Origin of the sequence: Lactobacillus equicursoris DSM 19284 = JCM 14600 = CIP 110162 (genome assembly GCF_001434815.1) — a bacterium.
GTDB lineage: Bacteria > Bacillota > Bacilli > Lactobacillales > Lactobacillaceae > Lactobacillus > Lactobacillus equicursoris.
The window spans coordinates 1-26,965 of sequence record NZ_AZDU01000029.1 but is presented as its reverse complement, the minus strand read 5'-3'; the positions used below and the strand labels follow the sequence as shown (position 1 = coordinate 26,965).

Annotated in this window: 23 protein-coding genes; 2 read left to right on the top strand and 21 right to left on the bottom strand. The window is 49.5% G+C overall.

Translation table 11 applies throughout. The features are described from left to right. Positions 1 to 251: 251 nt before the first annotated feature. The 12 genes from FC20_RS06530 to pth all read right to left on the bottom strand — a co-directional run bounded on the left by FC20_RS06530 (position 252) and on the right by pth (position 15,358). The gene (locus FC20_RS06530) at positions 252 to 1,544 is read right to left on the bottom strand and encodes an O-acetylhomoserine aminocarboxypropyltransferase/cysteine synthase family protein (RefSeq protein WP_054667860.1); all 1,293 of its coding nucleotides are present in this window, start codon (positions 1,542 to 1,544) and stop codon (positions 252 to 254) included. 626 nt (positions 1,545 to 2,170) lie between these two features. Beyond that, positions 2,171 to 2,572, bottom strand: coding sequence for a hypothetical protein (locus tag FC20_RS06525; RefSeq protein ID WP_008462673.1), 402 nt, complete (start codon positions 2,570 to 2,572; stop codon positions 2,171 to 2,173). Positions 2,573 to 2,749: 177 nt separating this feature from the next. Further along, a complete protein-coding gene (lysS, locus tag FC20_RS06520; RefSeq protein WP_154486209.1) occupies positions 2,750 to 4,273 on the bottom strand; it encodes a lysine--tRNA ligase in 1,524 nt (507 codons plus the stop codon). A 14-nt stretch (positions 4,274 to 4,287) separates the two neighbouring features. Then, complete coding sequence (gene dusB, locus FC20_RS06515) at positions 4,288 to 5,322, bottom strand: tRNA dihydrouridine synthase DusB (protein ID WP_008462670.1); 1,035 nt, start codon at positions 5,320 to 5,322, stop codon at positions 4,288 to 4,290. 203 nt (positions 5,323 to 5,525) lie between these two features. Beyond that, on the bottom strand, positions 5,526 to 6,413 hold the full coding sequence (gene hslO, locus FC20_RS06510) for an Hsp33 family molecular chaperone HslO (protein ID WP_008462669.1): 888 nt from the start codon (positions 6,411 to 6,413) through the stop codon (positions 5,526 to 5,528). A gap of 45 nt (positions 6,414 to 6,458) precedes the next feature. Continuing rightward, complete coding sequence (gene ftsH / locus FC20_RS06505; protein WP_008462667.1) at positions 6,459 to 8,693, bottom strand: ATP-dependent zinc metalloprotease FtsH; 2,235 nt, start codon at positions 8,691 to 8,693, stop codon at positions 6,459 to 6,461. A 95-nt stretch (positions 8,694 to 8,788) separates the two neighbouring features. Next, positions 8,789 to 10,114, bottom strand: a complete 1,326-nt coding sequence (tilS, locus tag FC20_RS06500) for a tRNA lysidine(34) synthetase TilS (RefSeq protein WP_008462665.1) — start codon at positions 10,112 to 10,114, stop codon at positions 8,789 to 8,791. A 78-nt stretch (positions 10,115 to 10,192) separates the two neighbouring features. Beyond that, positions 10,193 to 10,546 (bottom strand): S1 RNA-binding domain-containing protein, encoded by a 354-nt coding sequence (locus FC20_RS06495; RefSeq protein WP_008462662.1) that lies wholly within the window; start codon positions 10,544 to 10,546, stop codon positions 10,193 to 10,195. Then, positions 10,546 to 10,926 carry an FtsB family cell division protein gene (locus FC20_RS06490; RefSeq protein ID WP_008462661.1) on the bottom strand — a complete coding sequence of 127 codons (381 nt, stop codon included), beginning with the start codon at positions 10,924 to 10,926 and terminating at the stop codon, positions 10,546 to 10,548. Before FC20_RS06490 ends, FC20_RS06495 begins: the two co-directional genes overlap by 1 nt. Before the next feature lie 79 nt (positions 10,927 to 11,005). Beyond that, positions 11,006 to 11,248, bottom strand: a complete 243-nt coding sequence (locus FC20_RS06485; RefSeq protein ID WP_008462659.1) for an RNA-binding S4 domain-containing protein — start codon at positions 11,246 to 11,248, stop codon at positions 11,006 to 11,008. Between the two features lie 42 nt (positions 11,249 to 11,290). Next, positions 11,291 to 14,764 (bottom strand): transcription-repair coupling factor, encoded by a 3,474-nt coding sequence (gene mfd, locus FC20_RS06480; RefSeq protein WP_008462658.1) that lies wholly within the window; start codon positions 14,762 to 14,764, stop codon positions 11,291 to 11,293. Between the two features lie 36 nt (positions 14,765 to 14,800). Then, positions 14,801 to 15,358 carry an aminoacyl-tRNA hydrolase gene (gene pth, locus FC20_RS06475; protein ID WP_008462656.1) on the bottom strand — a complete coding sequence of 186 codons (558 nt, stop codon included), beginning with the start codon at positions 15,356 to 15,358 and terminating at the stop codon, positions 14,801 to 14,803. A gap of 173 nt (positions 15,359 to 15,531) precedes the next feature. Between pth and cbpA the strand changes: the two genes are divergently transcribed. Beyond that, the gene (gene cbpA / locus FC20_RS06470) at positions 15,532 to 16,230 is read left to right on the top strand and encodes a cyclic di-AMP binding protein CbpA (RefSeq protein WP_008462654.1); all 699 of its coding nucleotides are present in this window, start codon (positions 15,532 to 15,534) and stop codon (positions 16,228 to 16,230) included. 57 nt (positions 16,231 to 16,287) lie between these two features. Here cbpA and alr read toward each other — a convergent pair whose 3' ends face one another. From alr to FC20_RS06425, 9 genes are all read right to left on the bottom strand, one after another. After that, the gene (alr, locus tag FC20_RS06465; protein ID WP_054667866.1) at positions 16,288 to 17,418 is read right to left on the bottom strand and encodes an alanine racemase; all 1,131 of its coding nucleotides are present in this window, start codon (positions 17,416 to 17,418) and stop codon (positions 16,288 to 16,290) included. Next, on the bottom strand, positions 17,415 to 17,828 hold the full coding sequence (gene acpS / locus FC20_RS06460; RefSeq protein ID WP_008462645.1) for a holo-ACP synthase: 414 nt from the start codon (positions 17,826 to 17,828) through the stop codon (positions 17,415 to 17,417). Before acpS ends, alr begins: the two co-directional genes overlap by 4 nt. A 97-nt stretch (positions 17,829 to 17,925) precedes the next feature. Continuing rightward, positions 17,926 to 19,377, bottom strand: a complete 1,452-nt coding sequence (gene cshA / locus FC20_RS06455; protein ID WP_008462643.1) for a degradosome RNA helicase CshA — start codon at positions 19,375 to 19,377, stop codon at positions 17,926 to 17,928. A 10-nt stretch (positions 19,378 to 19,387) separates the two neighbouring features. After that, positions 19,388 to 20,755, bottom strand: a complete 1,368-nt coding sequence (locus FC20_RS06450) for a UDP-N-acetylmuramoyl-tripeptide--D-alanyl-D-alanine ligase (RefSeq protein ID WP_054667863.1) — start codon at positions 20,753 to 20,755, stop codon at positions 19,388 to 19,390. Positions 20,756 to 20,871: 116 nt separating this feature from the next. Then, the gene (locus FC20_RS06445) at positions 20,872 to 21,123 is read right to left on the bottom strand and encodes a type B 50S ribosomal protein L31 (protein ID WP_003612793.1); all 252 of its coding nucleotides are present in this window, start codon (positions 21,121 to 21,123) and stop codon (positions 20,872 to 20,874) included. Positions 21,124 to 21,253: 130 nt separating this feature from the next. Then, entirely contained in the window at positions 21,254 to 22,522 is a 1,269-nt protein-coding gene (locus FC20_RS06440; protein ID WP_008462634.1) for a UDP-N-acetylglucosamine 1-carboxyvinyltransferase, read from the bottom strand. A gap of 120 nt (positions 22,523 to 22,642) precedes the next feature. Further along, entirely contained in the window at positions 22,643 to 24,262 is a 1,620-nt protein-coding gene (locus FC20_RS06435) for a CTP synthase (RefSeq protein ID WP_008462632.1), read from the bottom strand. A 114-nt stretch (positions 24,263 to 24,376) separates the two neighbouring features. Beyond that, the gene (rpoE, locus tag FC20_RS06430; protein WP_008462629.1) at positions 24,377 to 24,946 is read right to left on the bottom strand and encodes a DNA-directed RNA polymerase subunit delta; all 570 of its coding nucleotides are present in this window, start codon (positions 24,944 to 24,946) and stop codon (positions 24,377 to 24,379) included. A gap of 46 nt (positions 24,947 to 24,992) precedes the next feature. Then, a complete protein-coding gene (locus tag FC20_RS06425) occupies positions 24,993 to 25,391 on the bottom strand; it encodes a YwiB family protein (protein WP_008462628.1) in 399 nt (132 codons plus the stop codon). Positions 25,392 to 25,562: 171 nt separating this feature from the next. Here FC20_RS06425 and FC20_RS06420 point away from each other — a divergent pair, with 171 nt between their 5' ends. Further along, positions 25,563 to 26,873 (top strand): HD domain-containing protein, encoded by a 1,311-nt coding sequence (locus tag FC20_RS06420; protein ID WP_008462626.1) that lies wholly within the window; start codon positions 25,563 to 25,565, stop codon positions 26,871 to 26,873. Positions 26,874 to 26,965: the final 92 nt, after the last annotated feature.

The window sequence follows — 26,965 nt, the reverse complement described above, 5'->3', positions numbered from 1 at the left end:
GTGATGTTCTACCACTGAACTACTTCCGCAACACAATTATTAGGATAATCAAAAACGACGACTTGTGCAAGCACTTTTCGGCTTATTTTTGCTAAAAATCAAAATAAGACTCCTGCCGCTGGGCAAGAGTCGTACTTCATATTTCGTTTCGCTGTTTTTGTAAGTTTCTGAGTCTGTTGTTAGTTGTTATTTTGTAGTTATTGGTATTTTTACTATACTATTAAGAGGATTTTTTCGATATTTCTTAAGGCTTAATCCAGCTTGTCTAAGCCTTGCTTAAGGTCGGCCAAGAGGTCATTGATGTTTTCCACCCCGATTGACAAGCGGATCAAATCTGGGGTAATGCCCACGCTAGCCAATTCTTCGTCATTCAATTGCGCGTGAGTCGTGGTTGCTGGCTGGATGATCAAGGACTTGGCATCGGCCACGTTGGCCAAGAGGCTGAAGAGCTTTAAGTTAGAAATCAGCTTTTTGCCGGCTTCTGCCCCGCCCTTGAGACCAAAGGTGAAGACTGAGCCGGCGCCCTTAGGAAAGTCGCGTTCAGCCAAGGCATGGTCGGGGCTGTCTGCCAATTTTGGATAGTGTACCCATGCAACTTTTGGATGGTTGGCTAAAAATTCTGCCACTCTTTCCGCATTGTAAACGTGGCGTTCTACTCGAAGAGACAAGCTTTCAAGGCCTTGCAAGAGCAAGAAGGCGTTGAATGGACTGAGGGCTGCCCCGGTGTCCCGCAAGACAGTAGCACGAATCTTGGTGGTAAAGGCGGCTGGGATCTGGCTCCAGGTTACATCCTTGTAAGAAGGATCAGGATTGGTAAAGCCTGGGTAGCGGCCAGAGGCTGCATAGTCAAACTTGCCGCTTTCCACAACGACCCCGCCCATCGTGGTCCCGTGGCCGCCGAAGAACTTGGTAGCAGAGTGGACAACGACGTCTGCCCCGTGTTCAAATGGCCGGTAAAGGTATGGAGTTGCAAAGGTGTTGTCGATGATGACCAAGACCCCATGCTTGTGGGCGATTTCGGCTACAGCGTCAATGTCAATCAAGTTGGCATTCGGGTTGCCGATGGTTTCAGCGTAAACCACCTTGGTATGTTCATTGATTTCCTTTTCAAAGTTGGCTGGGTCGCTTGGATCAACGAAATGGGTCTTGATGCCAAGCGGCGGCAAAGTTTGAGCAAATAGGTCGTAGGTCCCGCCGTAGACCGTTGACGCAGAGACGATTTCATCGCCGGCGCCAGCTACGTTCAAGATAGCTGCGGTAATGGCAGCAGCCCCAGTTGCCAAGGCGACGCCGCCGTTGCCGCCTTCAAGGGCAGCCACCCGGTTTTCAAAGACGGCCGTGGTTGGGTTGGTCAAGCGGGTGTAAATGTTGCCCGCATCCGTCAAGGCAAAGCGGCCGGCTGCTTGGTCGGCGTCGTCAAAGACGTAAGAGGTCGTTTGGTAAATTGGAACCGCCCGGGCACCGGTCTCGTCGATCGGTTGGCCTGCGTGGACCTGCAATGTTTCAAATGATAAACCTTCGTTGCTGATTGGTGCCTTGCTCATAATTGTTACCTCACTGTATTTAAAATTAGTTTTGGATCGTCGGGTCTAGTCTGTTAGACTCGCTATTTGATCTTTTTTACTTTTGAAAAAATGCTAATTAAAATACAGTTCTACATGGCTGTTGTGCCAATTGCGGCCCCGCGCCAGTAAATGAGCCAGCGCTTGGTTTGCTGATACCTTTGTCTGCCCATAATTGCCTTTCTAGTAAATCAAATCAATCAAATTAACGAAAATAAAAACCGCCCTCAGCGGGCGGCTTGAGCATTTCATTAACATCGCGCTATGCGCTAGACTAATGCCGGTGAGCCCGCTGGTATCGCAAAGAAGTCATGCTGCACATCAGCATAACCATCATTGACATCATCATGGCTGCATTTACAAATACTAACATCGCGGGTTCTCCTTCCTTCATTAATCTTTAATTTATATCTAAGTATACCAAGGCTTTTTTCATTGTCAACGGCTTTTCAGATTTTTTCGCAAAAAAGGCAAACAAAAACCAGAAAGCTTACGCGTGCTTCCTGGCGACAAGTCCTATTCTGCAAATTAAAGGCGATAAACGGCAATTCATGAGCCTTTAATTTGTATTTAAATTATAACCCCATTTAAAGTAAAGTCAATCTATTTTACTGAAACAAAGTAAAGGAGTGCTGGGCCATGGCCAGGCCAGCGCTAACCAGCAGCAGGATGAAGCCCAGCCAGAGCTGGATGGTTTGGTCGCTTTGCAGCAGCCAGACTCCGCCTAGGAAAAAGAAGCCGGCCAAGAAAAAGAGACTAAAATGGGTCACCAGCAAAAGCGCCGTCAGCAGGAAGAAGATGCCGCTGTAGAGGTAAAAGAGCTCTTTTTTCAGTTTAGTCCAGAGAAAAACGGGCGCCAAAAAATAGCAAAGGGCTACCCCAGCCGACAGGGCCGCCGGCAGATAATTATCTGCCAAAAGCAGGTCCAAGCCGTCGTTTAAAGCCAAAAAGGCCGCGCCAATTGCCAAAATTGTCGTCATTAACAAGAGCAAGTGCTTATAAGTCGTCAAAAGATTTAACCTCTCCTAGTAACCGCTAGTTTAAATTATATCCATTTTAGCAGATCATTATAATAAATGCACTAATTTAAAAGACTTTCTAGTAATTTTTCACTCTTTCCAAGCAAAAAGCCCGCCTATCAACAAGGATAAGCGGACTTTTTGCATAGTGATATTTTTATAATACTATTACTTGTCTAAGTTAATATTCTTTTCTTCGTCAACGATCTTTTCTGGACGCATGGTTGGGAAGAGCAGGACGTCACGAATGGATGCTGCGTTGGTCAAGAGCATGACCAAACGGTCAATCCCGATGCCCAGACCACCCGTAGGTGGCATACCGTATTCCATGGCTCTCAGGTAGTCTTCGTCGATGATGTCAGCTTCGTCGTTACCAGCGTCACGTTCAGCCATTTGGGCTTCAAACCGTTCTCTTTGGTCGAGCGGGTCGTTCAATTCGGAGAAGGCGTTGCCGTATTCGTTACCCATGATGAAGATTTCGAAACGGTCAGTGAAGCGTGGATCATCAGCGTTCTTCTTAGCCAGCGGTGACACTTCAACTGGGTGACCGTAAACAAAGGTTGGGTCAACGATGGACTTTTCACCATATTCTTCAAAGAAGGCGTTGATGATGTGACCTACTTGCCAGTAAGGCTCAACTTCAATGTGGTGGTCAGCCGCAATGTTGCGGGCTTGTTCCAAAGTCATTGGCTGCCAGAAGTCAACGCCGGTCAATTCCTTGATCAGGTCAACCATGTGCACGCGGCGGAATGGCTTGCCCAGGTCTAAGTCAGTACCTTGGTAGTTGATCTTGCCATCTTCAGAAACCACCTTAGCAGCAGCTCTGATGATGCCTTCAGCTTCGTCCATGACATCGTGGAAGTCGTAGTAAGCAGCGTAGGTTTCCAGTTCAGTAAATTCAGGGTTGTGCTTTAAGTCCATCCCTTCGTTTCTGAAGACCCGGCCGATTTCGTAAACTCTTTCCATGTCGCCGACGATCAACCGCTTCAAAGGCAATTCCAAGGCGATCCGCATGTAAAGGTTGATGTCCAAGGCATTGTGGTGGGTAATGAATGGACGTGCTTCGGCACCACCAGGGATGTTGTGCAAAACTGGAGTTTCAACTTCCAAGAAGTCTTGACCGTTCAAGTAGTCGCGAATGGCTTGGATGATCTTAGTCCGGTTGACAAAGCGGTTGTAGCTTTCCCGGTTGGTGATCAGGTCCAGGTAACGCTGACGGTAGATAGCTTCAACGTCCTTCAAGCCGTGGTACTTGTCAGGAAGTGGACGCAGGGCCTTGGACAAGAAGGTAACGTGTTGAGCGCGAACAGACAATTCGCCGCTGTCAGTCTTGAAAACTTCCCCTTCAATACCCAAGAAGTCGCCGAGGTCGGCCTTCTTGAAGATTTGGTAGTTGTCTTCGCCAACGATGTCCTTCCGAACGTAGATCTGGATCTTGCCGCTTCTGTCGTAGAGGTCAGCAAAGCCAACCTTACCCTTGCCACGCTTGGCCAGCATTCTACCAGCAATCTTGGTTTTAGGCATGTCAGCGTTCAATTCATCCTTGTCTAAGCCAAGGTACTTTTCGTCCAGGTCCCGGGCCAAGGCTTCACGGTCGTATTTGCGGCCGAAAGGTTCGATGCCCATTTCCTTAAGTTCTTCTAGCTTTTGACGACGAACAAGCAATTGATCGTTAATTTCGTTCTTTGCCAACGTGTTATCCTCCATTAATTAGTTTCTGTATTAGCCTTGCGAGCGGCCTTAGCTTTTTCGCGCTTTTCATAAGTTTCGACGAAGTCATCAAGCAAGTCTTCGACTTCTTGCCGCGTCCAGACCTCATTTATTTTAGCACGAGTCCGGGCTGAACGGGGAATTCCCTTCAAATAATATGCGGCTTGTTGCCGAAATTCGGGTACGGCCCGCTTTTCCCCATGCAAATCCACCAGTTCTTGCAGCTGGTGCTTGGCGGTTGCTACCTTTTCACGCACGGTTTGCTCAGGCAATCTTTCCCCAGTTTCCAGGTAGTGGACCATATCCTTTAAGATCCAAGGATTGCCCAAGGCTGCCCGGCCGACCATGACGGCAGTCGCGCCGATTTCATCCAGGGCCTTTTTAGCCAGTTCTGGCGTAGCAATGTCGCCGTTAGCCACAAAAGGCACGTCCAAGACTTGGGCTACGTCATGCAGGGTTTCCCAGTCGGCTTCGCCTTGGTACATCTGCTTTCTGGTCCGGCCGTGCATGGCGATCATGGATGCGCCGGCTTCTTGAGCAGCCAGGGCGTTTTCCACAGCGAAGATGTGCTTTCTGTCCCAGCCAATCCGCATTTTGACGGTAACTGGCTTTTCCACATTCTGGACCACCTTGTGGACCATTTGGTAGATCTTGTTTGAGTCAAGGAGCCATTTAGAGCCAGCGTCGGTCTTGGTAACTTTGGGCACCGGACAGCCCATGTTGATGTCGATAATGTCGGCATCGGTGTGCTGGTCAATGTATTGGGCTGCCTGCAAAAGGCTGTCTTCGGTCCCGCCAAAAATCTGGATGCTCATCGGGTGCTCATTAGGGTCCACGTCCAGCATGCTCATGGTCTTTTGGTTGCCATAGATAATGCCATGATCAGAGATCATTTCGCAGACAACCATCCCGGCACCAAATTCCTTGCAGACTTTCCGAAAAGCCATGTTGGAAACGCCGGCCATCGGCGCAACGACCACCCGGTTAGGGATTTCGATCTCGCGAATCTTCCAAGTATTGTCCTTTGCCATCAGTAGGCTCCTTTCTCAGTTACAACTTATATATAATAACAAGAAAATTAGTAAAGGACAAATTATAAATATCCACAAAAAAATTCTCTCAAAAAAGAGAGAATTTTTTGCACAAGTGGATTTCTTGTTAATTTCACCAATACTTTTTTAGCGGACTTTCAAATCGGTTACTAGGATAAATCCATAGATGCTTTCTTTCTAGACTATTCAGCTTCGTTAGTCTTCTTCGCCAAAACGTCCTTCAGTTCATCTTCACTAAACTGGTACTTGTCGCCGCAGAAGTTGCAGACTAATTCTGCCCCGTGATCTTCCTTGATCATGGCTTCCAGCTGGGCTGGCTTCAAGGTTGCCAAGAGCTTGGCGTACTTTTCCTTAGAGCAGTCGCAGTAGTACTTAACCGGCGCCGTTTCCAAGATCTTCAAGTCGTCGCCCAAGATCTTCTTCGCCAAGTCTTCCGGGGTCATCCCGTCCAAAAAGGCGCTGGAGAGCTGCGGCAATTCCTTGATTCTTTCTTCAGCTTCCTTCAATTCTTCGTCAGTTGCCCCTGGCAAGGCTTGCAGCAAAAAGCCGCCTGCAGCCCCAATCGTGTTGTTGGGGTTGACGAAAACGGACAAGCCAACGGCTGAAGGCACTTGTTCTGACTTAGCCAGGTAGTAAGTAAAGTCTTCAGCAATTTCACCAGACACGATTGGCACTTCCCCGGTGTAAGGCTGCTTGAGGCCTAAGTCCTTGGTAACTTGCAGCCAGCCTTGGCCAACGGCCTTTTTCACGTCGATGTGGCCATCTTCTTTAGCTGGCAAGGCGATGTGGTTGTTTTGGATGTAGCCCTTCACCGTCAGGTCAGATTGAGCCGTTACGACAGTTGCCCCAACTGGACCGTTGCCTAGCAGCCGCACCGTTAATTCTTGCTTGCCCTTTAAATCAGCCGCTGCCAGCAATACTGCCCCCAGCAGGGTTCTGCCCAAAACGGCAGATGAGGCTGACCAAGTGTCGTGGCGCTCTTGGGCTTCAGCTACTAAATCTTTCCCGGTTACGGCCAAAAGGCGCAGATTCTTGCTGGCGCTCAAGGCTCTAACTAAGTAATCGTTCATGTTTCTTCCTCCATAAAAATAGAGCCGTTGCCGGCTCTATTTCTCTTATTCATCCTGGCTTGAATCGTCTTGATCCTTGTTTTGATCAGCTTCTTGATCCTCGCTAGGCTTTTCTGCTTTTTCTTTGTTTGCTAAGTCGTCTTCACTTGGCGTCTTAACGGCTGATTCAGTCAGCTTGTCCAGGTCTTCCTTTGGGATAACCTTCTTTTCAAGCACAACTGGCGTTTCCTTGACTTGGCGATCACTTTCTGATGGCGTCTTCAAGGCTTCAGCCTTTTCAGCTTCTTCGCGGCGGCCTTCTTCAGCCTTTTCTTCTGCCTTCTTTTGGGCAGCTTCCTTAGCTTCTTCGTAGCTTAAGGCCTTGGCTTCAGATGGGAATTCTTCTTGAGACTTTTCAGGCATCTTGCCAGTCTTGTACAGTGAGTAGATTTGCTTTTCATCCAAAGTTTCGTACTTGAGCAAGGCTTCGGCAATGATCCGGTGCTTTTCACGGTTGTTTTCAACGATTTCAACCGCCTTAGCGTGAGCATCATCCAAAATCTTCTTCACTGCTTCGTCGATCTTGGCTGCAGTCGTTTCACTGTATGGCTTCATGCCGTAAGGAATGCCTTCGACTTCCTTTTCTAGCTCAACCATCCCCAGTTCATCGGTCATCCCGTAGTTGACCACCATGCTGTGGGCAATGGCAGTTGCTTGTTCAAAGTCGTTTGAAGCCCCAGTTGATTGGTCGCCGACAACGACTTCTTCACCGGCACGCCCACCCATCAAACCAACGATTTGCTCAAAGAGCTGCTTCTTGGTCAAGATGAATTGGTCATCCTTAGGAAGCATGATGTTGTAGCCGCCTGCCCGGCCACGAGGCACGATGGTAACCTTCCGAACCGTTCTAGAGTCGCTCAAGACCAGACCACAGATAGAGTGCCCAGCTTCGTGGAAGGCAACTCTTTCGCGTTCCTTTTGGGAAATCATCCGATCCTTCTTGGCAGGACCAGCAATTACCCGGTCTTCAGCTTCGTCGATATCAGCTGCGGTAATTTCATTGCCGTTTCTGCGGGCAGCAACCAAGGCTGCTTCGTTCAAGACGTTTTCCAGGTCAGCACCAACAAAACCAGGGGTTTGACGGGCAACTTCCTTCAAGTCAACGTCAGAAGCAAGTGGCTTGTTCTTGGCGTGAACGCGCAAGATAGCTTCACGGCCCTTAACGTCTGGGCGGCCAACCAAGACCTTCCGGTCAAAACGACCTGGACGGGTCAAGGCTGGGTCCAAAACGTCAGACCGGTTGGTAGCAGCCATGACGATGACGCCTTCATCACCTTCGAAACCGTCCATTTCAACCAAAAGTTGGTTCAAGGTCTGTTCCCGTTCATCGTTGCCGCCACCTTGGCCATTGCCACGCTGACGACCGATGGCGTCGATTTCGTCGATGAAGATGATACTTGGCGCGTTCTTCTTGGCATTGTTAAAGAGGTCCCGGACACGGCTGGCACCGACACCGACGAACATTTCGACGAAGTCAGAACCAGAGATAGAGAAGAATGGAACGCCTGCTTCACCGGCAACCGCCTTAGCCAAAAGGGTCTTACCAGTACCAGGAGGCCCCTCAAGCAGGACACCAGATGGAATTCTGGCACCTAACTTGGTGTATTTGGCTGGATTCTTCAAGAATTCAACAACTTCCACCAGTTCCTGCTTTTCTTCTTCTTCACCAGCCACGTCGTCAAAGCGAACCTTGTTCTTCTTTGGATCTTGTGGCTTCACGTTGGAGCGGCCAAAGTTCATGATGCCATTGCCGTTGCCCCGGCCGCCTTGATTCATCATCATGACCATCATCACGATGAACAAAACGGTTGGCACCAGCATAATAATGGTGGAGATCCAGTTGCTTGACTGGGATTCCCCTTGGCTGCTCATCTTCACGCCGTTACTTTGAGCCAGGTCTTGCACCGTCTTCACGCTGGAGTCGTTTTCCAGCATGGTGGTGGAGAAGCCAGTTACCTTTGACGAAGAGCCGGTGCCAAAGATATCTGAATTGCTTGAAGAACTGGTCGTGCTTGACTTGTAAGTACCAGTAACTGAGTAAACACCGTTAGATGGCTGGACGTTAAAGTCCTTGATCTTGCCTTGGCGCAGCTTTTTGACGAAATGAGAGTAGCTGATGTTTTCAGTTGCCCCAGTTGACGAGCTGCCACCAATGGCCCAATTGATTCCCCAGAGGAGAAGCAAAAATACGACTATATAGAATAGACCATTGCTAAATAGTCGATTCCGATTATTTTTCATAAATGACCTCCGTCAGATCGAAGAATTACTTATCAAATTCTAACATAAAAAGCGGCAACAATCGAAGATTTTACAAAGCTTTATGCTTCTTTATCCTAATTGCTTAAAGAACGCTCTTTAGCTCCAAGGTCAAGCTCGTACAAATACATTTTTGACCCATTTTCCTCTCTTAGCTGGTAGCAGTGTTCAATAAAAAGCACTTCTTGTCCGGCCATCATGGCTAGACACCGGCTCCTCAAGGAGCTGGGAATACCTTTTTCCGCAAAAAGCTTTTTATTTTTAGCATGGTGACCGTCTGGCAGGCGGACTTTTTGTCCCACAGGCAGGCTGCCAAAGGAAATATTTTCTATTTCTTTGGCCATTTTTTTCTTTAAAGGTAAAACTGCTACAAGCTTTTTAGCCTTACTTCCAGCAGCTTTCTCAACAGTCAGCTGAAAACTGCGGCCTTGAAAGACAAAAGGCTGGTCTAGCTTAATAGATTGCTGCTTTTGCTCGGCAATTTCTTTTACCGGGTAGATCCAGCAATACTGCTGGTAAAACTGGATCCGCAGTCCACCCTTTTCTTGGGTCTTTTTCGCTGCAAGAAGTGCTCGGTTCAGCTGTACCCTTTCATTGTACTTCTTTTCGATTAAATCCTCTAGGTAAGCCTTTTCTATTTCCAGATCACAGGCCATTTTTTCCTGATCAATCCGGATCGCCCCCAGGAGTTCGGTAAAGTCTGGCAGGGACCTGGTCTGCCGGGCCAAAAAAGCTTCAGTTGCCCCCACTTCTTGGCTGAAGCGCAAGGCATTTTTGATCAAGTCGGGATTTTCCGCCTTTAAAAGGGGGATCACTTGCTTCCTCAGCCGGTTGCGGACCGTAATCGCCTCATTGTTCGTCTGGTCGACCACGTACGGAATATTTTTCTTTTCCACATAAGCCAGCAAGTCAGCCTTGCTGTAAGGCAGAAGCGGCCTTAAGACGATCAGATCTTTTCTGTGGCTAACGGCTTTTAAGCTGGCCATTTCCCGGGGAATACCCGACCGCAAAAACTTGATCATGATGTTTTCCAGCAGGTCATCCCCGTGGTGGGCGGTCAGCAGATACCTGGCCCCAATTTTGTCAGCCGTTTTTTCCAAAAAAGCGTAGCGGTAGTCCCGCGCTGCTGCTTCAAGTCCCTTTTGGGGATGAGCACTTTTCGGCCAAGTAGTTTCATGAAGGGGCAAATTGTACTTACTGCAGTAGTCCTGCAAAACAACTGATTCCTGCTCGCTCCCTTCCCGCATTTGGTGGTCCAAGTGGGCGACTGCCAAATCTACCCCCATTTGCCGCAGCAGATCCACTAAGGCCATGGAGTCTGGTCCCCCGCTAGCCGCGACCAAGAATTTTCTATCTAGCGGAATCTGATTTTTGATAAAAAAGTTTTTGATCTCAATTTCCATCTTTTGTCTTGATTTAAATCGTCTTCAATTGTCTTTGCTGTTTCGATAGAAAAAGGCTGGCCCCCGACGGACCAGTCTTTAATTTAAGCTTGCTTCGATTTTCTTGATCTGTTCTTGCGCCTTTTGGTCCACTTCGTTTAAGACCCGGCTAAAGTCTTTAGCCTTTAGGCTAGTAAACTGGTTAGTTGGATCCGGCAAGTCAGGGTCATTGACCCGGGACAAGGACAAGTCCAGTCGCCCCTTGCGGATATTCTGGATCACCACCCGGACTTCTTGCCCTTCTTTAAAGCGGGGCTTCTCCCTTTGCCAGGAGCTGCCAAAGTCATTGCGGTGAACCAGACCACTGCGGCGCCCTGGCAGAGTCACAAAGACGCCCAAGTCAGTGACGTTATTGACCACGCCGTCAAGCCTTTGGCCAACTTGGTATTTCATTACTTGTCTTCGCTCTTTTCCTTAACGTTGTAGACTTTTTCACCACTCTTAGTGTACTTGTACTTATAGCGGATCAATTTAGCCACGTAGTCAGTATCCTTCATGTCGTCGCGCTTGTTCTTCAAGGTCTGGTTAGTCGCCTTGATCTTGGTCAAGGTGGCCTGGTTTTGGCTCACTTCTTCAGCAACCTTGCGCGTGTTGTTCTTGGTCATGACTAGCTGGAAGGTCAAAATGGCACAAGCAGCCAAGATCACGGCCATGATCCGGTTGCGGCGCACCCGGTGAACTTCCCGATACTTTCTTTGTTTCTTCTTTAACAGGCTTACTTCCTGATCCGGTCTAAGGGGAGTAACCTTCTGATTGCGGTGATTATTACCCATAAGCTGTTATCCTTTAAATCCCTAAAAACTATAATAAGTTAAGTATAACAGTTTTAGCAAAAAAAGTCATTAAATCTTTTTAATCAACCAGCTCGTAAAGGTCGCCGGCTTCGGACTTTTTGGTCGTCTCTCTCAGGTCCAAAACTCGAGCCTTGACGACCCGCGTTCCGTAAGCAACTGCAATGATATCGCCAACAACGACATTGTAGCTGGACTTGACCGTCTTCCCGTTAACGCTGACGCGGCCTTGGTCGGCCATTTCCTTGGCCACGGTCCGTCTTTTGACTAAACGGGAAATCTTTAAAAATTTATCGATTCGCATATTCTTGCCTTTCTTTTTTAAAATTTTTCTTCTATTCGGCTGCTATCTTTGAATGATCTCACCGGCACCCTTGACAAAAGTCGTCAGTTCGTCAAAAAGGCGGCGGTAATTGAGCTTGTCTGGCAGCTGCAGGACCGTCACCAGCCGCTTTTGTGGATTCAGGCTGATCCGGGCCCGGAAGCTGACATGTTCTAAGGCCTTAAAGATATTTGGCCCTTCCAGTTCGCGGCTAGCGTGGTCGTTAAAGACCACCTTGACCTGGTCTTTGACCTTCTGCATGGTCAAGATCTGGGCATAGCCGCATCCCGCCTTGAGGCCCGCGATATTCAAGAGATTTTCCACCGCCTCTGGGTAGTCGCCAAAGCGGTCCAAAAGCTCATCTTCCACGTCTTCTAGATCTTGCTCGCTATTAATGGCCTTGATCTTCTTGTAGAACTCAATCTTTTGTTCCTGGTCAGCGATATAGCTGTCTGGAATGTAAGCCTCAAGACCCAGGTCGACTTCGGCATTGGACTTAACGACCGTCTTCTTGCCCTGCCGCTTTTTAATGGCATCCGCCAGCATCTGGGAGTAGAGGTCGTAGCCGACGCTGTCGATGAAGCCGTGCTGCTGGGCGCCTAGCATGTTGCCGGCCCCGCGGATAGACAAGTCCCGCATGGCAATCTTGAAGCCGGCCCCCAATTCCGTAAAGTCCCGGATAGCGTCAAGCCGCTTTTCCCCAACTTCAGTTAAGACCTTGTTTGGCTGGTAGAGGAAGTAGGCATAGGCCAAACGGGCGCTCCGCCCGATCCGCCCTCTTAACTGGTAGAGCTGGCTTAAGCCGTAGTGGTCGGCATCTTCCACGATCAGGGTGTTGACGTTAGGCATGTCAATCCCGGTTTCAATGATGGTGGTCGTAACCAAGATGTCGTAGTCCCCGGCTAAAAATCTGGCCAAGATGTCCTCCAGCTGCCCTTCCCCCATCTGCCCGTGAGCAAAAGCAATCCGGGCATTTGGCAGCAGCTGCTCAAGCCGCCCCACCGTTTCCTCGATGTCGCCAACCCGGTTGTGGAGGTAAAAGACTTGCCCGCCTCTTTGCATTTCCCGTTGGCAGGCCTCTTTGACCGTAGCTGGCAATTGCTCTAAGACATAGGTCTGGATTGGGTAACGGTTCTTAGGCGGCGTTTCCATGACTGACAAGTCCCTGATCCCGATCATGGACATGTGCAAGGTCCGCGGGATCGGCGTGGCCGTCAGGGTCAAAACGTCGATATTGGTCTTCAGCTGCTTGAGTTTTTCCTTGTGCTTGACCCCAAAGCGCTGCTCTTCATCGATGATCAAGAGGCCCAAGTCCTTAAACTTTACGTCTTTAGACAAAAGCCGGTGGGTGCCGACAACGAGATCAATTGACCCATCCTTCAGCCCTTCCGTGATCTCCTTGCTTTCGCTCTTGGTTTGGAACCGGGACAAGACCGCCACTTCGACCGGGAAGTCCCGGAAGCGGTCCTTGATGGTCTGGTAGTGCTGCTGGGCCAAGATGGTGGTTGGAACCAAGAAAGCCACTTGCTTGCCGTCGCAGATGGCCTTAAAAGCCGCCCGCATGGCGACCTCCGTCTTGCCAAAGCCAACGTCGCCGACCAAGAGTCGGTCCATGGGCTTGGGCTTTTCCATATCAGCCTTGATTTCGGCACTGGCCCTAAGCTGGTCAGCCGTGGGCTCGTAAGGAAAGGCTGCTTCAAAGGCTGCTTGGTCAGGGCCGTCCGGCGAGAAGGCATAGCCCTTTTCTGACTCTCTTTTTGAATAAAGATCAATCAGGTCGTCAGCGATGTCCTCAACCCGGGCTTGGACCTTGCGCTTGGTCTTGGCCCATTCGCTGCCGCCTAATTTGTTGATGTGTGGCGTTTTGCCTTCTGAAGCCACGTATTTTTGCACCAGGCTCAGCTGGTCGGCTGGGACAAAGAGCTGGTCGCCCTTTTGGTAGGTGATGGTGATGTAGTCGCGCTTGACCCCGTCATTTTCTAGGGTCTTGATCCCCTCAAAGCGGCCAATCCCGTGGTTGACGTGGACGACGAAGTCGCCAGGCTTGAGTTCCGTATAGCTCCGCAGGCGCTGGGCGTTTTCCAGGGTCTTGATCCGTTTCTTGGGCTTTTTGACCTGGTTAAAAAGCTCCCGCTCCGTCAAGTAGACCAGGTGACTTTCCGGCAGGACAAAGCCGCTGGCATAGCCGCCCACCACGATCTGCCCCTGTCCTTCTTTAAAGTCGCCTTTGACTAAAGGAAAGTGGAGATCAAAGTCGTGGCAGCTGATGGAGAACTGCTGGGCCTGCTTGAGGCTGGGCACCTGCAAGATGACGGTGTCGCCCCGCTTTAAGTAGGATTCAGCTTCCGTTTTTAACAGCGGCATCTGGCCAAAGAACTGCTGGGCTTCACGCGTGTCCCAAGATAGGTGCTGGCCAAAGCGCAGGCGCCCCATGGAGTGGGCCAAGAGGCTGGTATAAACCCGCTTGTGCTGGTCCTTTTTTAAAACTGAATCAAAGGGCAGGCGGAGGGTCTGCTTAGGCAAAAGTGCTCCCCGCTCAGCTTCTTGGGCCAGGTAATCCTGGTTGATGGCATCTAAACTCTTTTGGCTATCTTCAATTAATTGCCAGTCGTTAAAAATGACCAGCCCGGAAGCAGCCAGGTAGTCCAGCAAGGTATAGTGGTCTTCTTGCAGGTAGTCGATGTAGCGGATGTAGTTTTCCGGCAGCTGCCCCTGTTCCAGGCTTTCCTTAGCCAGTTCCAGATCAACAGCCGAATCGTCTGTCATCTCCTGAGCAATGGCAGCTGCGGCTTTTTCCAAGTCTTCAGCTTGAAAAACGTGGTCAATCGCAGCCGGCAGGTCGATTTTTTCCAGGTCATCCGTGCTTTTTTGGCTGGACAGGTCAAAAGTCTTGATGGTGTCAACTTCATCGCCGAAAAATTCCATCCGGATTGGGTTATCTTGGTCTAGGGGGTAAACGTCAACGATGTCCCCCCGCATGGCAAATTCGCCAGGCTTAGCTACCAGGCTCTCTCGCCGGTAGCCAGCCTGCAGCAGCCACTTGGCCAGCTGATCTAAAGGAATTTCATCGCCAACTTGAAACTGCCGGCGGTTTTGAGCAAAAGCTTCTGGCTGGCTCAAGGGATACTGGAGCCCTTGCGGCGTCGCGATCACGATGCCCGGCCGCTTTTCTAAGAGGAGGTTCAGGGCCTGGATCCGGCTGACCAGTTCTTCTGGCGAGCTGACCGCGGTTTGGGTAGCCAGGTTGCCATCCAGGCTAAAAATTTCCAGGTCCGCGTCCGCAAACAGGCGGCTTAAGTCGTTATACCGCTCTTGGGCCTTATATTCATTTTCTTCGATCAAAAGCAGGGGCACCTGTCTGATGGCTAAGAGAGCCTCTAAAAAGACAGCAAAAGCGCCCCGCTCGATTCCTGTAATCAGGGAATTCTTCACCCGGGACGTTTTTGCGATAAATGCCGTCACTGCTTGATCTTTTTTAACAAAATCAATTAGCTGCATGTTTATGTTCTACTAGTAAAATTAGCTGCAATTGCCTTAATTGTAGCGGTTCATCAAATATTGGGCACTCTTGCCGGCGATAAAGTCGTCAATCACCTGGTCGACCGTCTCAAAACTCTGGTCCAGCAGGGCTTGCTGGTCAGCGTCAAAAGGCGTCAAGACCCAAGAAACAACGCTTTGCTTGTCGGGGTGCTTGATCCCGATCTTCAAGCGGTTGAACTTTTCTGTGCCCAGACTAGCGATAATACTCTTGATGCCGTTGTGGCCGCCGGACTTGCCGCCCGCCCGGATGCGGAGCTTAGCCACCGGCATGTCCATGTCGTCATGAATGACCAGGATGTCTGCCGGATCAATCTTGAAAAAGTTGGCCATTGGCGCTACCGATTTGCCGGATTCGTTCATGTAAGTCTGCGGCTCTAAGAAGATGACGTCTTCCCCGCCAATTTTTTCCTTGGCATACAGGCCGTCAAACTTGTCCCGGTTCAAGGTCAAGTTGTGATTTTTTAAGTAGTAATCCAGTGCCATGAAGCCGGTGTTGTGCTTGGTTTTTTCATATTTAAGGCCTGGGTTGCCCAAAGCGACGATTAATTTCATCAAATGATCTCCTCGTTTACAATATCTCATTTATTTTAGCACATCTGCAAAAAATCTTATCTTCTCGCGCATTTAAGCAATCTTTAATTTTGATTTTCTGCATGCTATAATGAAAAAGTACAATCAAAGAAAACATTTACATTCTATTACAAATCAATCATGGAGGTTCTCCAATGCTAATCAAATCATTAGTGATCAAGAAAGACTACTTAACTACGGTTAACGAACACGCTACCTTGGAAGAAGCCCTGAAGGTGCTGGAAAACTCCGGCTACCGCTGTGTACCAATTCTGGATGACAGCGGCAAGATTTTCCGCGGCAACATCTACAAGATGCACATTTACCGCCACAAGTCCCAAGGCGGCGACATGTCCTTGCCAGTAACCTACCTCTTGAAGAATGCGACTAAGACCATCAAGATCAACGCCCCATTCTTCCAAGTCTTCTTTACCATCAAGGACTTGCCTTACATTGCCGTTTTGGACAATGATAACAACTTCTACGGCATCTTGACCCACGCCCGCCTCTTGGACATGCTGTCATCTGCTTGGAACGTGAAGACTGGTGCTTACGTTTTGACGGTTTTGTCAACTAACGACTCCGGCAACTTGACCAAGATGACCAAGATTATTTCTAAGTACGTCAACTTGGCTGGGGCCATGACTTTGGACGCGCCAGCTGGCCAATTTGATGGCAAGTACGTCCGCCGCGTTCTCTTCACCCTGCCACAAGGAACGACCGAAACCGAAATGAAGGCCATCTGCAAGAAGCTGAAGAGCAAGGGCTACCCAGTCGTTGCTGTTGAAGACCTGGCTGCCGGCATGAATATCATGAGCGAAGACAAGCCCGGCGTCTTCTTGAACGAAGAATAATTTTCAAAAAATCACAACTAGAAAAAGAAAATCCTCTGCATTTGCAGAGGATTTTTTCTATTCGTTGTCATAAACCCGCTTCAAGCGGTCGTTTAACTGGCAGGCTACTTCGTAGTGGATGGTGTCCAGCCAGTCAGCCGCCTTGCGCAGGCTGTTTGGTGCGTCAGGGTTGTCAGAAATCAGCTCAACCGGACTGCCGATTGGCATTTCTTTAGGCAATTTAACCATGAACTGGTCCATGCAGACCCGGCCCACGATTGGGCAGTAGACGTCCCCAACCTTGACCTGAAAGCCCTGGAACTTGCGGATCCAGCCGTCAGCGTAGCCAACTGGCACGGTGCCGATCCATTCATCGCTATCAGCCACATAAGTTGACCCGTAGCCCACGCCATAGCCCTTGTGGATTTGCTTGACGTAGGTCAGTTCACTGGTAAAAGACATCGCCGGGGTTAATTTAAAGGCCGGCGTCAAGTCCTCTGCTCCAGGAGCGGAAGATGGGTTTAAGCCGTAAAGACCGATCCCGAAGCGGACGATGTCGCTGTCGACGTCCTTGTCAAACAGGCTGACAGCAGTGTTGTCCACGTGGATCCACTTAGGCTTAACCGTCAGCAGGCTTTCCATCTTCTTGAAGCGGCTGACCTGGTAGTCAAAGTAGTGGCTGTCACTTGAGTCAGCTGAGGCAAAGTGGGTAAACATCCCTTCCACAAAGAAAGCGTCATTGTCTTTCAGATACGCATTAACGGCCTTAAAGTCGCCTTCTTCGCTAAAGCCGATCCGGCCCATGCCGGAGTCAATAGCCAGGTGGATCTTCAGCTGCAGGCCTTCTTGTCTTAAAAGCGGCTCAGCAGCCTTCAGCCAGTCGATGCTGGAGACTGGCAGGGAAATATCGTTAGCGGCTGCTAGCGGGGCTTGCTCAGCCGGCTGCAGGCCCAAAACGATAATTGGCTTGACGATTTGGGCTCTTCTTAGTTCCAGCCCCTCGTCCAGCATCGCTACGCAAAAGCCATCAGCACCCTCTTCTTCCATGACTGGAGCCAGCTTGGCTGCCCCGTGCCCGTAGGCGTTGGCCTTAACCACGCAAAAGAGCTTTTGGCCAGGCTTTAAGTGGGCCTTGGCCTGCTCGGTGTTTTCTCTAATCGCGGCCACGTTGATGTGCAAGGCCGCTGGTCGGTTAACTGCTGTAATCACTTTTTCCTCCAAGACAATTTCTTTAACAGCTTCCGCATCAGGCGCTTCCAGCCTGGCTCTTCTTCTAAGACGATAACCGCGACGATTTCGTGGTCATCATGGGCAATCGTGGAAAAAATCTTCCCCTCAAAGACCCGGGAGCTGGTGATGGGAGCACCTAATTCATTGTTTAACGTTTCAACATCTTGAAAGGCGACTGCCTTGCCGATCCCCCTGCCGAGAGCTTTGGAAAAAGCCTCTTTGATGGCAAAGCGGCCACCAAGGTATTCAGTCTTTCTTTTCTCCGTGAGGGTTTGGTAGTGAGCAAATTCTTTTTCAGTCAGAACTTTTTGGGCAAAATTGTCGCCTCTTGCCACAATTTTCCGAAACCGCTCAACCTCGATAATATCAATTCCGATATTTTTGACCATCTTTTCACCTCACGCTTTTTAAATGATAGCACAAAGGAAAAAAGACCGAGTCAAAAACTCGGTCTTTTTAAGATTTTTTACTAGTTTGTTATTTAGCCTAGCCCTTCCGGCCCCGGATGCGGAAATCGTGCTTATTCCGCTTCTTGTCAAAGTGCTTGCCGCCCTTGAAGTTCTTGCCCTTGTTCCGGCCGCGGTCGCTCTTGCCGCCACGGTGGCCGTCCCGGCGCTTGCCCCGGTATGGGAGCGGCTTTTCTGGCGTGATCTTGACCTTAACGTCAGAATCGTTGGACAGTTCCTTTAAAAGCGCAGCTGCCAGGTCTTCAGCTGAGTAGTTTTCCAGCAATTTTTCAGCTGCATCGTCGTACTTGCTGAGGTCGCCCTTAAGCAGGTTGTCCACCTTTTCAACGGCCTGCTTCATCTGCCCAGCAAAGGCTTGGGCATCTGTTGGCGGACGAAGGGGCGACATCTTCTTTTTTGTCAAGGCTTCGATGGTCCGCATGTAGCCAATTTCGTTTGGCGTTACAAAAGTGACGCTCATCCCGGTCTTGCCGGCCCGGCCGGTTCTGCCGATCCGGTGAACGTAAGAATCTGGATCTTGCGGAATGTCGTAGTTGTAAACGTGGGTAACCCCGGAAATATCCAAGCCACGCGCAGCCACGTCAGTCGCTACTAAGATGTCCAGCTTGCCTTCCTTAAAGCGCTTGAGGACCTGCATCCGCTTGGCCTGGGTTAAGTCCCCGTGGATGCCGGCAGCGTTGTAGCCGCGCGCTTGCAGGCCTCTAGTTAATTCATCAACCCGCCGCTTGGTCCGGCCAAAGACTACGGCCAGGTCTGGGTTTTCCACGTCGATCAGCCGGCACATAATGTCGAACTTTTCATTTTCCCGGACGCGGACAAAGTACTGGTCGATCAGATCAGCCGTCAGTTCCTTGGCCTTGATCTTGACGATTTCTGGATCGTTCATGAACTTTTCGCCCAGGTTTTGGATCGGCTTAGGCATAGTAGCGCTGAACAGCAGGGTTTGGCTGCGGTTTTCGGCGTAAGTCAAGATGCTTTCGATATCTTGGATAAAGCCCATGTCCAGCATTTCGTCAGCTTCGTCCAAAACCACGGTTTGGACTTGGTCAAACTTGATAGTCTTGCGCTTTAAGTGGTCCAAAAGTCTCCCTGGTGTCCCGACCAAGATTTCCGGAACGCTCTTTAAAGCGCGAATTTGCCGGCCAATGTCGGCTCCGCCGTAAACGACTTGAACCTTAGCCTTTTCGTCTCTGCCCAAGCGGAAGAGCTCTTCTTGGGTCTGGATGGCCAACTCTCTAGTTGGCTCAATCACAATTGCCTGGATAGCCTTATTCTTCTTATCCAGCTGCTGCAGGATTGGCAAGCCAAAGGCTGCGGTCTTACCGGTCCCCGTCTGGGCTTGACCGATCACGTCCTTGCCGGCCAAGGCCAAGGGAATGGTTTGGGCTTGAATCGGCGTTGCCTCTTCAAAGCCAGACCGCTTAATCGCCTTTAACAAATTGTCGTTCAATCCTAATTCAGTAAATTTCAAAAATGTTCTCCTATTTCAGTCTGTCGAGCACTTTTTCCAAGTGCATGCCGTGTGAGCCCTTCAATAAGACGATGTCGTTGCTGCGGATGTCGCTTCTCAAGTCATCAATCAAATGGCCCATCTCGTCTTCTGGGTAGTAGTGCAGGCTTTGGCTAGGATACTTGTCAGTCAAGGCCTCGTATAAATTCTTCATCTCTGGACCGTAGAGGTATAAGACGTTGATCTTGTCTGGATCCAGGCTATCTGCCAAGTCGCGATGGAGCTCGCTAGACCGGCTGCCCAGTTCCAGCATGTCGGCTAAAACGGCGATCCGGCGGCCTCCTTCGGCCACGTCAACCTTGCCAAAGGAGGCAGTAACTGCCTTGACAGCAGTTGGGTTAGAGTTGTAGATATCGCTCATGATATCTTCGCCGCAGTCGCCCTTTTCCCATTCCATCCGGTTAGCAGTTGGGACAAAGCCAGCCAGACCAGCCGCAATTTCTTCGTCGCTTTCGCCAAAGTGGCGGCCAACCAAGATAGCAGCCATGGCGTTTGAAACATTGTGGCGGCCAATCATCGGAATTGTAAATTCCCGGTCAGTATCATTCACCGTGAAGTAGGTGTGGTGCATGGTCGATCGCATGGCCAAAGCATGAATGGTGTCTTGGTCTGCAAAGCCGAAAGTTGCCTTGTCTTGCGCCAGCTTTTCTGCTCTTTCAACCAGCAGCGGCTCATCGCCGTTGTAGATCAATTCGCCATCTTCTTGCAAGAAGTCAGTGATTTCCATCTTGGCGTCAGCAATGCCGGCTCTTGAGCCCAAAAATTCGATGTGGGCTTCGCCGATCATGGTGATCACGGCAACGTCAGGCCGAGCCAGCTTGCTCAGTTCGTGGAGTTGCCCTGCCCGGTCCATACCCATTTCCAAAACCAAGATTTCGGTGATTGGCTTCATTTCCAAAATCGTCATTGGCACGCCGATTTCGTTGTTGAAGTTGGCCTGGGTCTTATAAACATTAAAGCGCTTGGCCAAAACGGCGGCTACCATGTCCTTGGTCGTGGTCTTGCCGTTTGAACCGGTAATGCCGACAACGGTTGGGTTGACCTTTTGCAAGTAGTAGTGAGCCAGGTCTTGCATGGCCTTCAAGGTGTCAGCAACTTCTAAAACGGCAATGCCTTCTGGCTTATTTGCGTGGCCCTTTTCCCACAAAGTGGCGCTGGCCCCAGCCGCGATTGCGGAAGCGACAAAGTCATGGCCGTCGCGTTCACCCTTGATTGGAACAAACAAGGCGCCTTCCTTGATCTTTCTTGAATCAAAGGCAACGGAGGTAATGACCGTCTCCGCGTCGCCTTCACAAGTGGTATTTAAGGCCTGGGCAATTTCCGCCAACTGCATCTTCATTGAAATACTGCTCCTTAGAGAAAAAATTTAAACACTTAGTCTATTATACTTTGTTTATTGTCCATTACAACAAAAAAAGCAACCCAAGTGGGCTGCTTTTAGTGTAAAAAGAACGATTAGTTCTTCTTGTTGAAGCCGTACTTCTTGTTGAAACGTTCGATTCGACCATCGGCAGCGGCAAACTTTTGCTTGCCAGTGTAGAATGGGTGAGAATCTGATGAAATTTCAACACGGATCAATGGGTAAGTGTTGCCTTCGAATTCAACAGTTTCTGATGACTTCAAAGTTGAGCCGGCAACAAACTTAAAACCAGTTGCTGAGTCCATGAAGCAAACTTCTTGATAATCTGGATGAATACCTTGTTTCATAATTTAAAACTCCTTTGCCATAGCCCTCTGCGGGCCATAGATTAATCGATTAACTCTAATATAGTACCACGAACCGCCCGCTTTGACAAGCATTCTAAGCAAATAAAAAGCTGGCCTAAGCCAGCTTTTCTTATTCAGCATCGCGGATAACCACGTCGGCACCGATTTGGCGCAATTTTTCTTCAACTCGGTCATAGCCCCGCAGGATGTTGCCAGCATTGTTGATGACGGTCTCGCCGTCAATCATCAAGCCAGTCAGCATCAAGCAGGCACCCGCCCGGATTTCGTCAGCATGAACCACGCCACCATGCAAGTGGCTGCCTGGGTGCACCAGGATGATATTGTTCACCGAGGTGATTGAGGCACCCAGCTTTTGCAATTCTGGCACGTGCTTGTTCCGCTTTGGGTAGATTGGGTCGATGATGACCCCTTCGCCCGTTTTGGCAGTGAGCAGGAGCGGCGTAATTGGCTGCTGCAAGTCAGTGGCAAAGCCTGGGTAAGTCCCGGTCTTTACCTGCACCATCTTGAGGTCCCCGGCTGGATAGACAAATAGCGAATCTTCGTCAGCATCGATCACCACGCCCATTTCTTCCACCTTGGCCAAAAACGCATCCAGGTGTTCAGCAATGATGTTGTGAATTCTAATCCCGTTGCCAATGCAGGCAGCCATGGAAATGTAAGTCCCGGCTTCGATCCGGTCAGGGATGATGGTGTGCGGCACCTTGGATTCCAAGCGGTCAACGCCATCGATTCTGATGCTTTCCGTACCAGCCCCTCTGATCTTGGCTCCCATGTTGTTCAAGAAGGTGGCCAGGTCAATAATTTCTGGCTCCTTAGCGGCGTTTTCAATCACCGTTCGGCCACTGGCCGTTACTGAAGCCATGATAATGTTCATCGTGGCCCCAACTGAAGCCATCTTCAGGTGAATTCTAGCGCCCTTCAGTCCTTCATCAGGAGCGGTAATTACGATCTGTTCATTTTCATATCTAACGTCAGCGCCCAGTGATTGAAAGCCCATAATGTGCTGGTCAATGGGACGCGGGCCAATGTCGTCCCCACCGGGAAAGCCTACAACTGCCTTGCCAAAGCGGCCAAGCAAAGCGCCCATGAAATAGTATGAGGCCCGCAAGCTCTTAATCTTCCCAGCTGGTAGGGGACTCATCTTAATTTCAGTAGGATCGATCTGCAGAGTCGTTTCTTGGAAGTTGCAATGAACGTCCATTTCACTCAGCAGGTCCATCAAGTTATCAACATCCGCAATTCTAGGAACAGATTCTAAAGTTACTGGTGTTCTGGATAAAATTGATGCTGGAATCAGTGCGACCGTTGAGTTCTTGGCCCCACCAATCCAAATATCGCCTTGTAGGGGTTTCCCTCCGTGAATTATCATTTGCTTCATTTGGGAAAGTAGTCCTTTTCTTTTGTCAAATTATCATAATCATGATAATAGATCTTCGTCAAAAAAACAAGAGAAGAGGGTGCTCTTCTCTTGTCACTATTATCTATTATCTAACAAAAATTAGAACTTGTCGACACTTAAACCACTAGCAGCCCCAATAAAGCCCTTGAAGAGACCTTCTGGCCGGTTTGGTCTGCTCAAGAATTCTGGGTGGTATTGAGCTGCTACAAAGAACTTCTTGTCCGTCAATTCGATGATTTCTACCAGGTGGTTGTCTGGAGAAACGCCGCTGAAGGTCAAGCCGGCCTTTTCAAAGGCTTCCCGGTACTTGTTGTTGAATTCGTAGCGGTGGCGGTGACGTTCTTGGATAACTTCTTGGCCATCGTAGCATTCGCGGGTCTTGGTGCCAGCCTTCAGCATGGCTGGGTAGAGACCCAAACGCAAGGTACCACCAATCTTTTCTTGGTCGCGCTGGTCAGCCATGAGGTCGATGATGTTGTTCTTGCAGTTTGGTTCAGCTTCAGCTGAGTTGGCGTCTTCTAAATGCAAGACATTGCGGGCAAATTCCACGCTGGCCATCTGCATCCCCAAGCAAATGCCAAGGAATGGCAGGTTGTTTTCCCGGGCGTACTTGATGGAAGTGATCATCCCTTCAAGCCCGCGTGTGCCAAAGCCACCAGGTACGATCAAGCCTTGGGTGTCGCCGAGCAGTTCTGCTACGTTGCCTTCAGTGATGTCTTCAGCTTGCACCTTGTTGACTTCGATCTTGGTGTTGTAGAGGTAGCCGGCATGTTGCAGGGCGTCAGTAACTGAGATGTAGGCATCTTCCAGTTCCACGTACTTGCCGACCAGGGTGATCTTGGTCTTGTGCTTCAAGCTCTTAGCCCGTTCATCCATTCTCCGCCATTCATCCATGTCAGCGACTGGCTTAGGACTGTCAATGTGGAGGAAGTCAACGATCTTCTGGTCAACGCCTTGCTCTTGGTAAGACAAAGGCACGTCAAAGAGGGATGGAGCGTCCAAAGATTCAACGATATAGTCAACTGGCACGTCAGTAAAGGTTGAGATCTTATCCTTCATTTCCTGTGGTACTGGCATTTCGCTTCTCAAGACCAGCATGTTTGGCTGAATCCCGATTGACCGTAGCATGGAAACAGATTGCTGAGTTGGCTTACTCTTTAATTCCTTAGCTGCCCGCAAGTATGGCACGAAGGTCACGTGAACGTACATCACGTTTTCTGAGCCAACTTCCCGGCGCATTTGCCGGATGGCTTCCATGAATGGCGTTGATTCCATGTCGCCGACCGTACCACCGATTTCGGAAATAACAACGTCGGTATCAGTCATTTGGGCAGCCCGCATGACCTTTTCCTTGATCATGTTGGTTACGTGAGGAATCACTTGCACAGTGCCGCCGTGGTAGTCCCCGCGCCGTTCTCTTTGCAAGACTTCTTGGTAAATCTTACCGGTAGTAACGTTGGAGTACTTGCTGGTTCTAACGTCAACCAATCTTTCGTAGTGGCCTAAGTCCAAGTCAGCTTCCGTACCATCGTCAGTAACAAAAACTTCACCGTGTTGGTATGGGTTCATGGTACCTGGGTCGATGTTGATGTATGGGTCAAACTTTTGCATGGTCACCTTTAAGCCGCGGTTCTTCAGCAAACGGCCGATGCTTGACGCCGTGATCCCCTTCCCTAATGATGAAACTACGCCGCCAGTCACAAAGATATACTTGGTCATTGAACTCTCCTTTGAAAATAATAAAAAAGCTCCCTTTAGTCAGGGAGCTAAACGCACATAGGGTGCCCAAGCAAAATAGTAACTATTTTTTGCTTGTAAGTCAAGGATTAAATCCTATTCTTCGTCATCGTCGTCATCAAGCTGTGACAATTGGCCTTCGATACCGTCTGGCAATGAGTCTTCTTCTTCGTCGTCTTCATTGTCGTCGCAGTCATCATCGTAGTCGTAATCGTCGCTGCTGGTGTCGTCGTCATCGTCATCATCGTCGCTGTCAGCGTCCAGATCTTCGTCTTCTGGGTCGTCGTTTTCGTAGTCGATGACATCGTCGCCTTCAGTCGTAGCCAAGAAGGCATTAACCTTCTTGTGGTGCTTGCGGGTAGATGCTTCGTCGCCGTCGTCTTCTGGGTGGTCAACTTCTTCGTCAACGGCTTCAAACTTAAACCAGGTTCTGAGGGCCCAAACGTTTTCCCCCATGGAGATGAAGCGGCCATCAGTGTTCATGTCAGTGTAAAATTGTGGCAAGCGTTCGCGAATTTCTTCGTCACTCTTGTTCAAGTACTTTTGTACTTCATTAACGATGTCGGCAAAAGCCATTCTTTCGCCACGGTCTTCCAAAATTGCGTGCGCAACTTCAATCATTGATAATTCGTTGCGGTCTACGTCTTTAAAATCAGCTAATCCCACGGTTGAACGTCCTCTCTATGTCAATCTTGTCTATTTTACACGTCATTTAAACAAAAATCAATGAAACGGCATAACTACCAATTAAGTCTACACCACTAAAGAGGTCATATTCAACTTCAAGTTGCTGACCATCGGCAATTTCTTTCAATTCTAGACGCTTGGTTTCAGACATCAGGTCCAGCTGCCGCCCTTCCACGACATACTTGCACGTGCCCTTTTCGCCCAAGACAAACTGCATCTGGGAGAAATTGGCATGGTCGGTGCCGCGTCTGATCAAGAGTTCTTGCTCTTTGACCAACATCTTGACCGGCACATTTTCCGTTTCATAAAAAATCCGCTTGTTGCGGCCGTCATCTGAATATTCGCCTTCTGCTTCCTGGCGAATGGTTTCGGTTTCTCCGGCCTGGGTAATCTTGCTTGTTAAGCTAATCTTAACCTTGTTCATTTTTTCAGATCTAACCCCCTTCATCAGCAGTCTCTGGCGACATTTGCTATAATATTTATAGCATAGATAATTATATTTTAGTATCTTTTTGAAAAAAATAAAAGCAATAAACTAATAGGCTAATGCACTAATTGGCAATTTCAGAAATAAAGTAGAAATGGAGGAAAAATTTTGACTAACTTTACCAGCCCCAAATTAAAGCGGGAAGTGGTTGTCCGCGACCCCGTGCACGGCTACATTCACTTAGACACCCAAGTGGCCTTAGACGTCGTCCGCTCTAAAGAATTCCAGCGCATGCGGCGGATCAAGCAGCTGGGCCCAACCGCCTTCGTCTTCCCCGGCGCCACCCACACCCGGTTTGAGCACAACTTGGGCGTTTATGAACTTGCCCGCCGGATCAGCAATCTTTTTAGCGAAAAATATCCAAGCCAAGAGCCAGGAGACGGCCTCTGGAACCCGGACAACAACCTCCTGGTGTCGATTGCGGGCCTGCTCCATGACATCGGCCACGGCCCATATTCACACACCTTTGAGCACCTCTTTGACACCAACCACGAAGAGATCGGGCAAAAGATCATCTTAGATCCCAAGACCGAGGTCAACCAGGCTTTAAGAAAAGTTGACCCGGCCTTCCCTCAGGCCGTAGCCAGCGTCATTGCCAAGACCTATCCGGACCCCCAAGTGGTCAAGCTGATCTCCAGCCAGGCCGATGCCGACCGGATGGATTATCTTTTGCGCGATGCCTACTTTACCGGTGCTTCTTACGGGGAATTCGACCTCTCCCGCATCTTGCGGGTCATCCGCCCTTATGAAAAGGGCGTCTGCTTTACAGCCAACGGGATGCACGCGGTAGAAGACTACATCGTCTCCCGCTACCAGATGTATCAGCAGATCTACTACCACCGGGTCAACCGCTCTATGGAAGTGATCCTCCACCACCTTTTGACTAGAGCTCAGCACCTCTACCAACAAGGCGACTTACCAGTGACGCCAAGTCTGGCCCACTTTTTAGCTGGCAACTGGGACCTAGAGGACTACTTAAAGGTCAACGACGGGGTCATGGAAACCAACTTCAGCCTGTGGACCGAGTCTAGCGACCCAATCTTACGCGACCTGGCTGAGCGCTACCTCTTCAGAAAGCCCCTGGCCAGTGTGACGGTCACGGAAAATAACAAACAGCTTTTGCCGAAATTGCAAGAATTAATCCAAGAAGCTGGCTTTGACCCAGACTACTATACTGGCCTTAACTCTGCCTTTGACGAGCCATACGACGCTTATAAGCCAACTGGCAAAAATGCCAACAGCCAAATTGAAATCATGCAAGAAGATGGCAGCTTGATCGAGCTCTCCCATTTAAGCCCATTGGTTAAAGCCTTGAACGGGACCCTGCAAGGCGACGAGCGCTTCTTCTTCCCAAGCGCCATGTTGGAGGTACCAGAATTTAGAGCCTATCTTAAAAATGGCACGGTGCAGGTAAAATAACATTAACTAAGAAACATTAATCAAGAAACATTAACCAAGAAAAAAATAACAGCCGCATTGCGCAATGTCATTAAGTTAAGACATTGACTTTG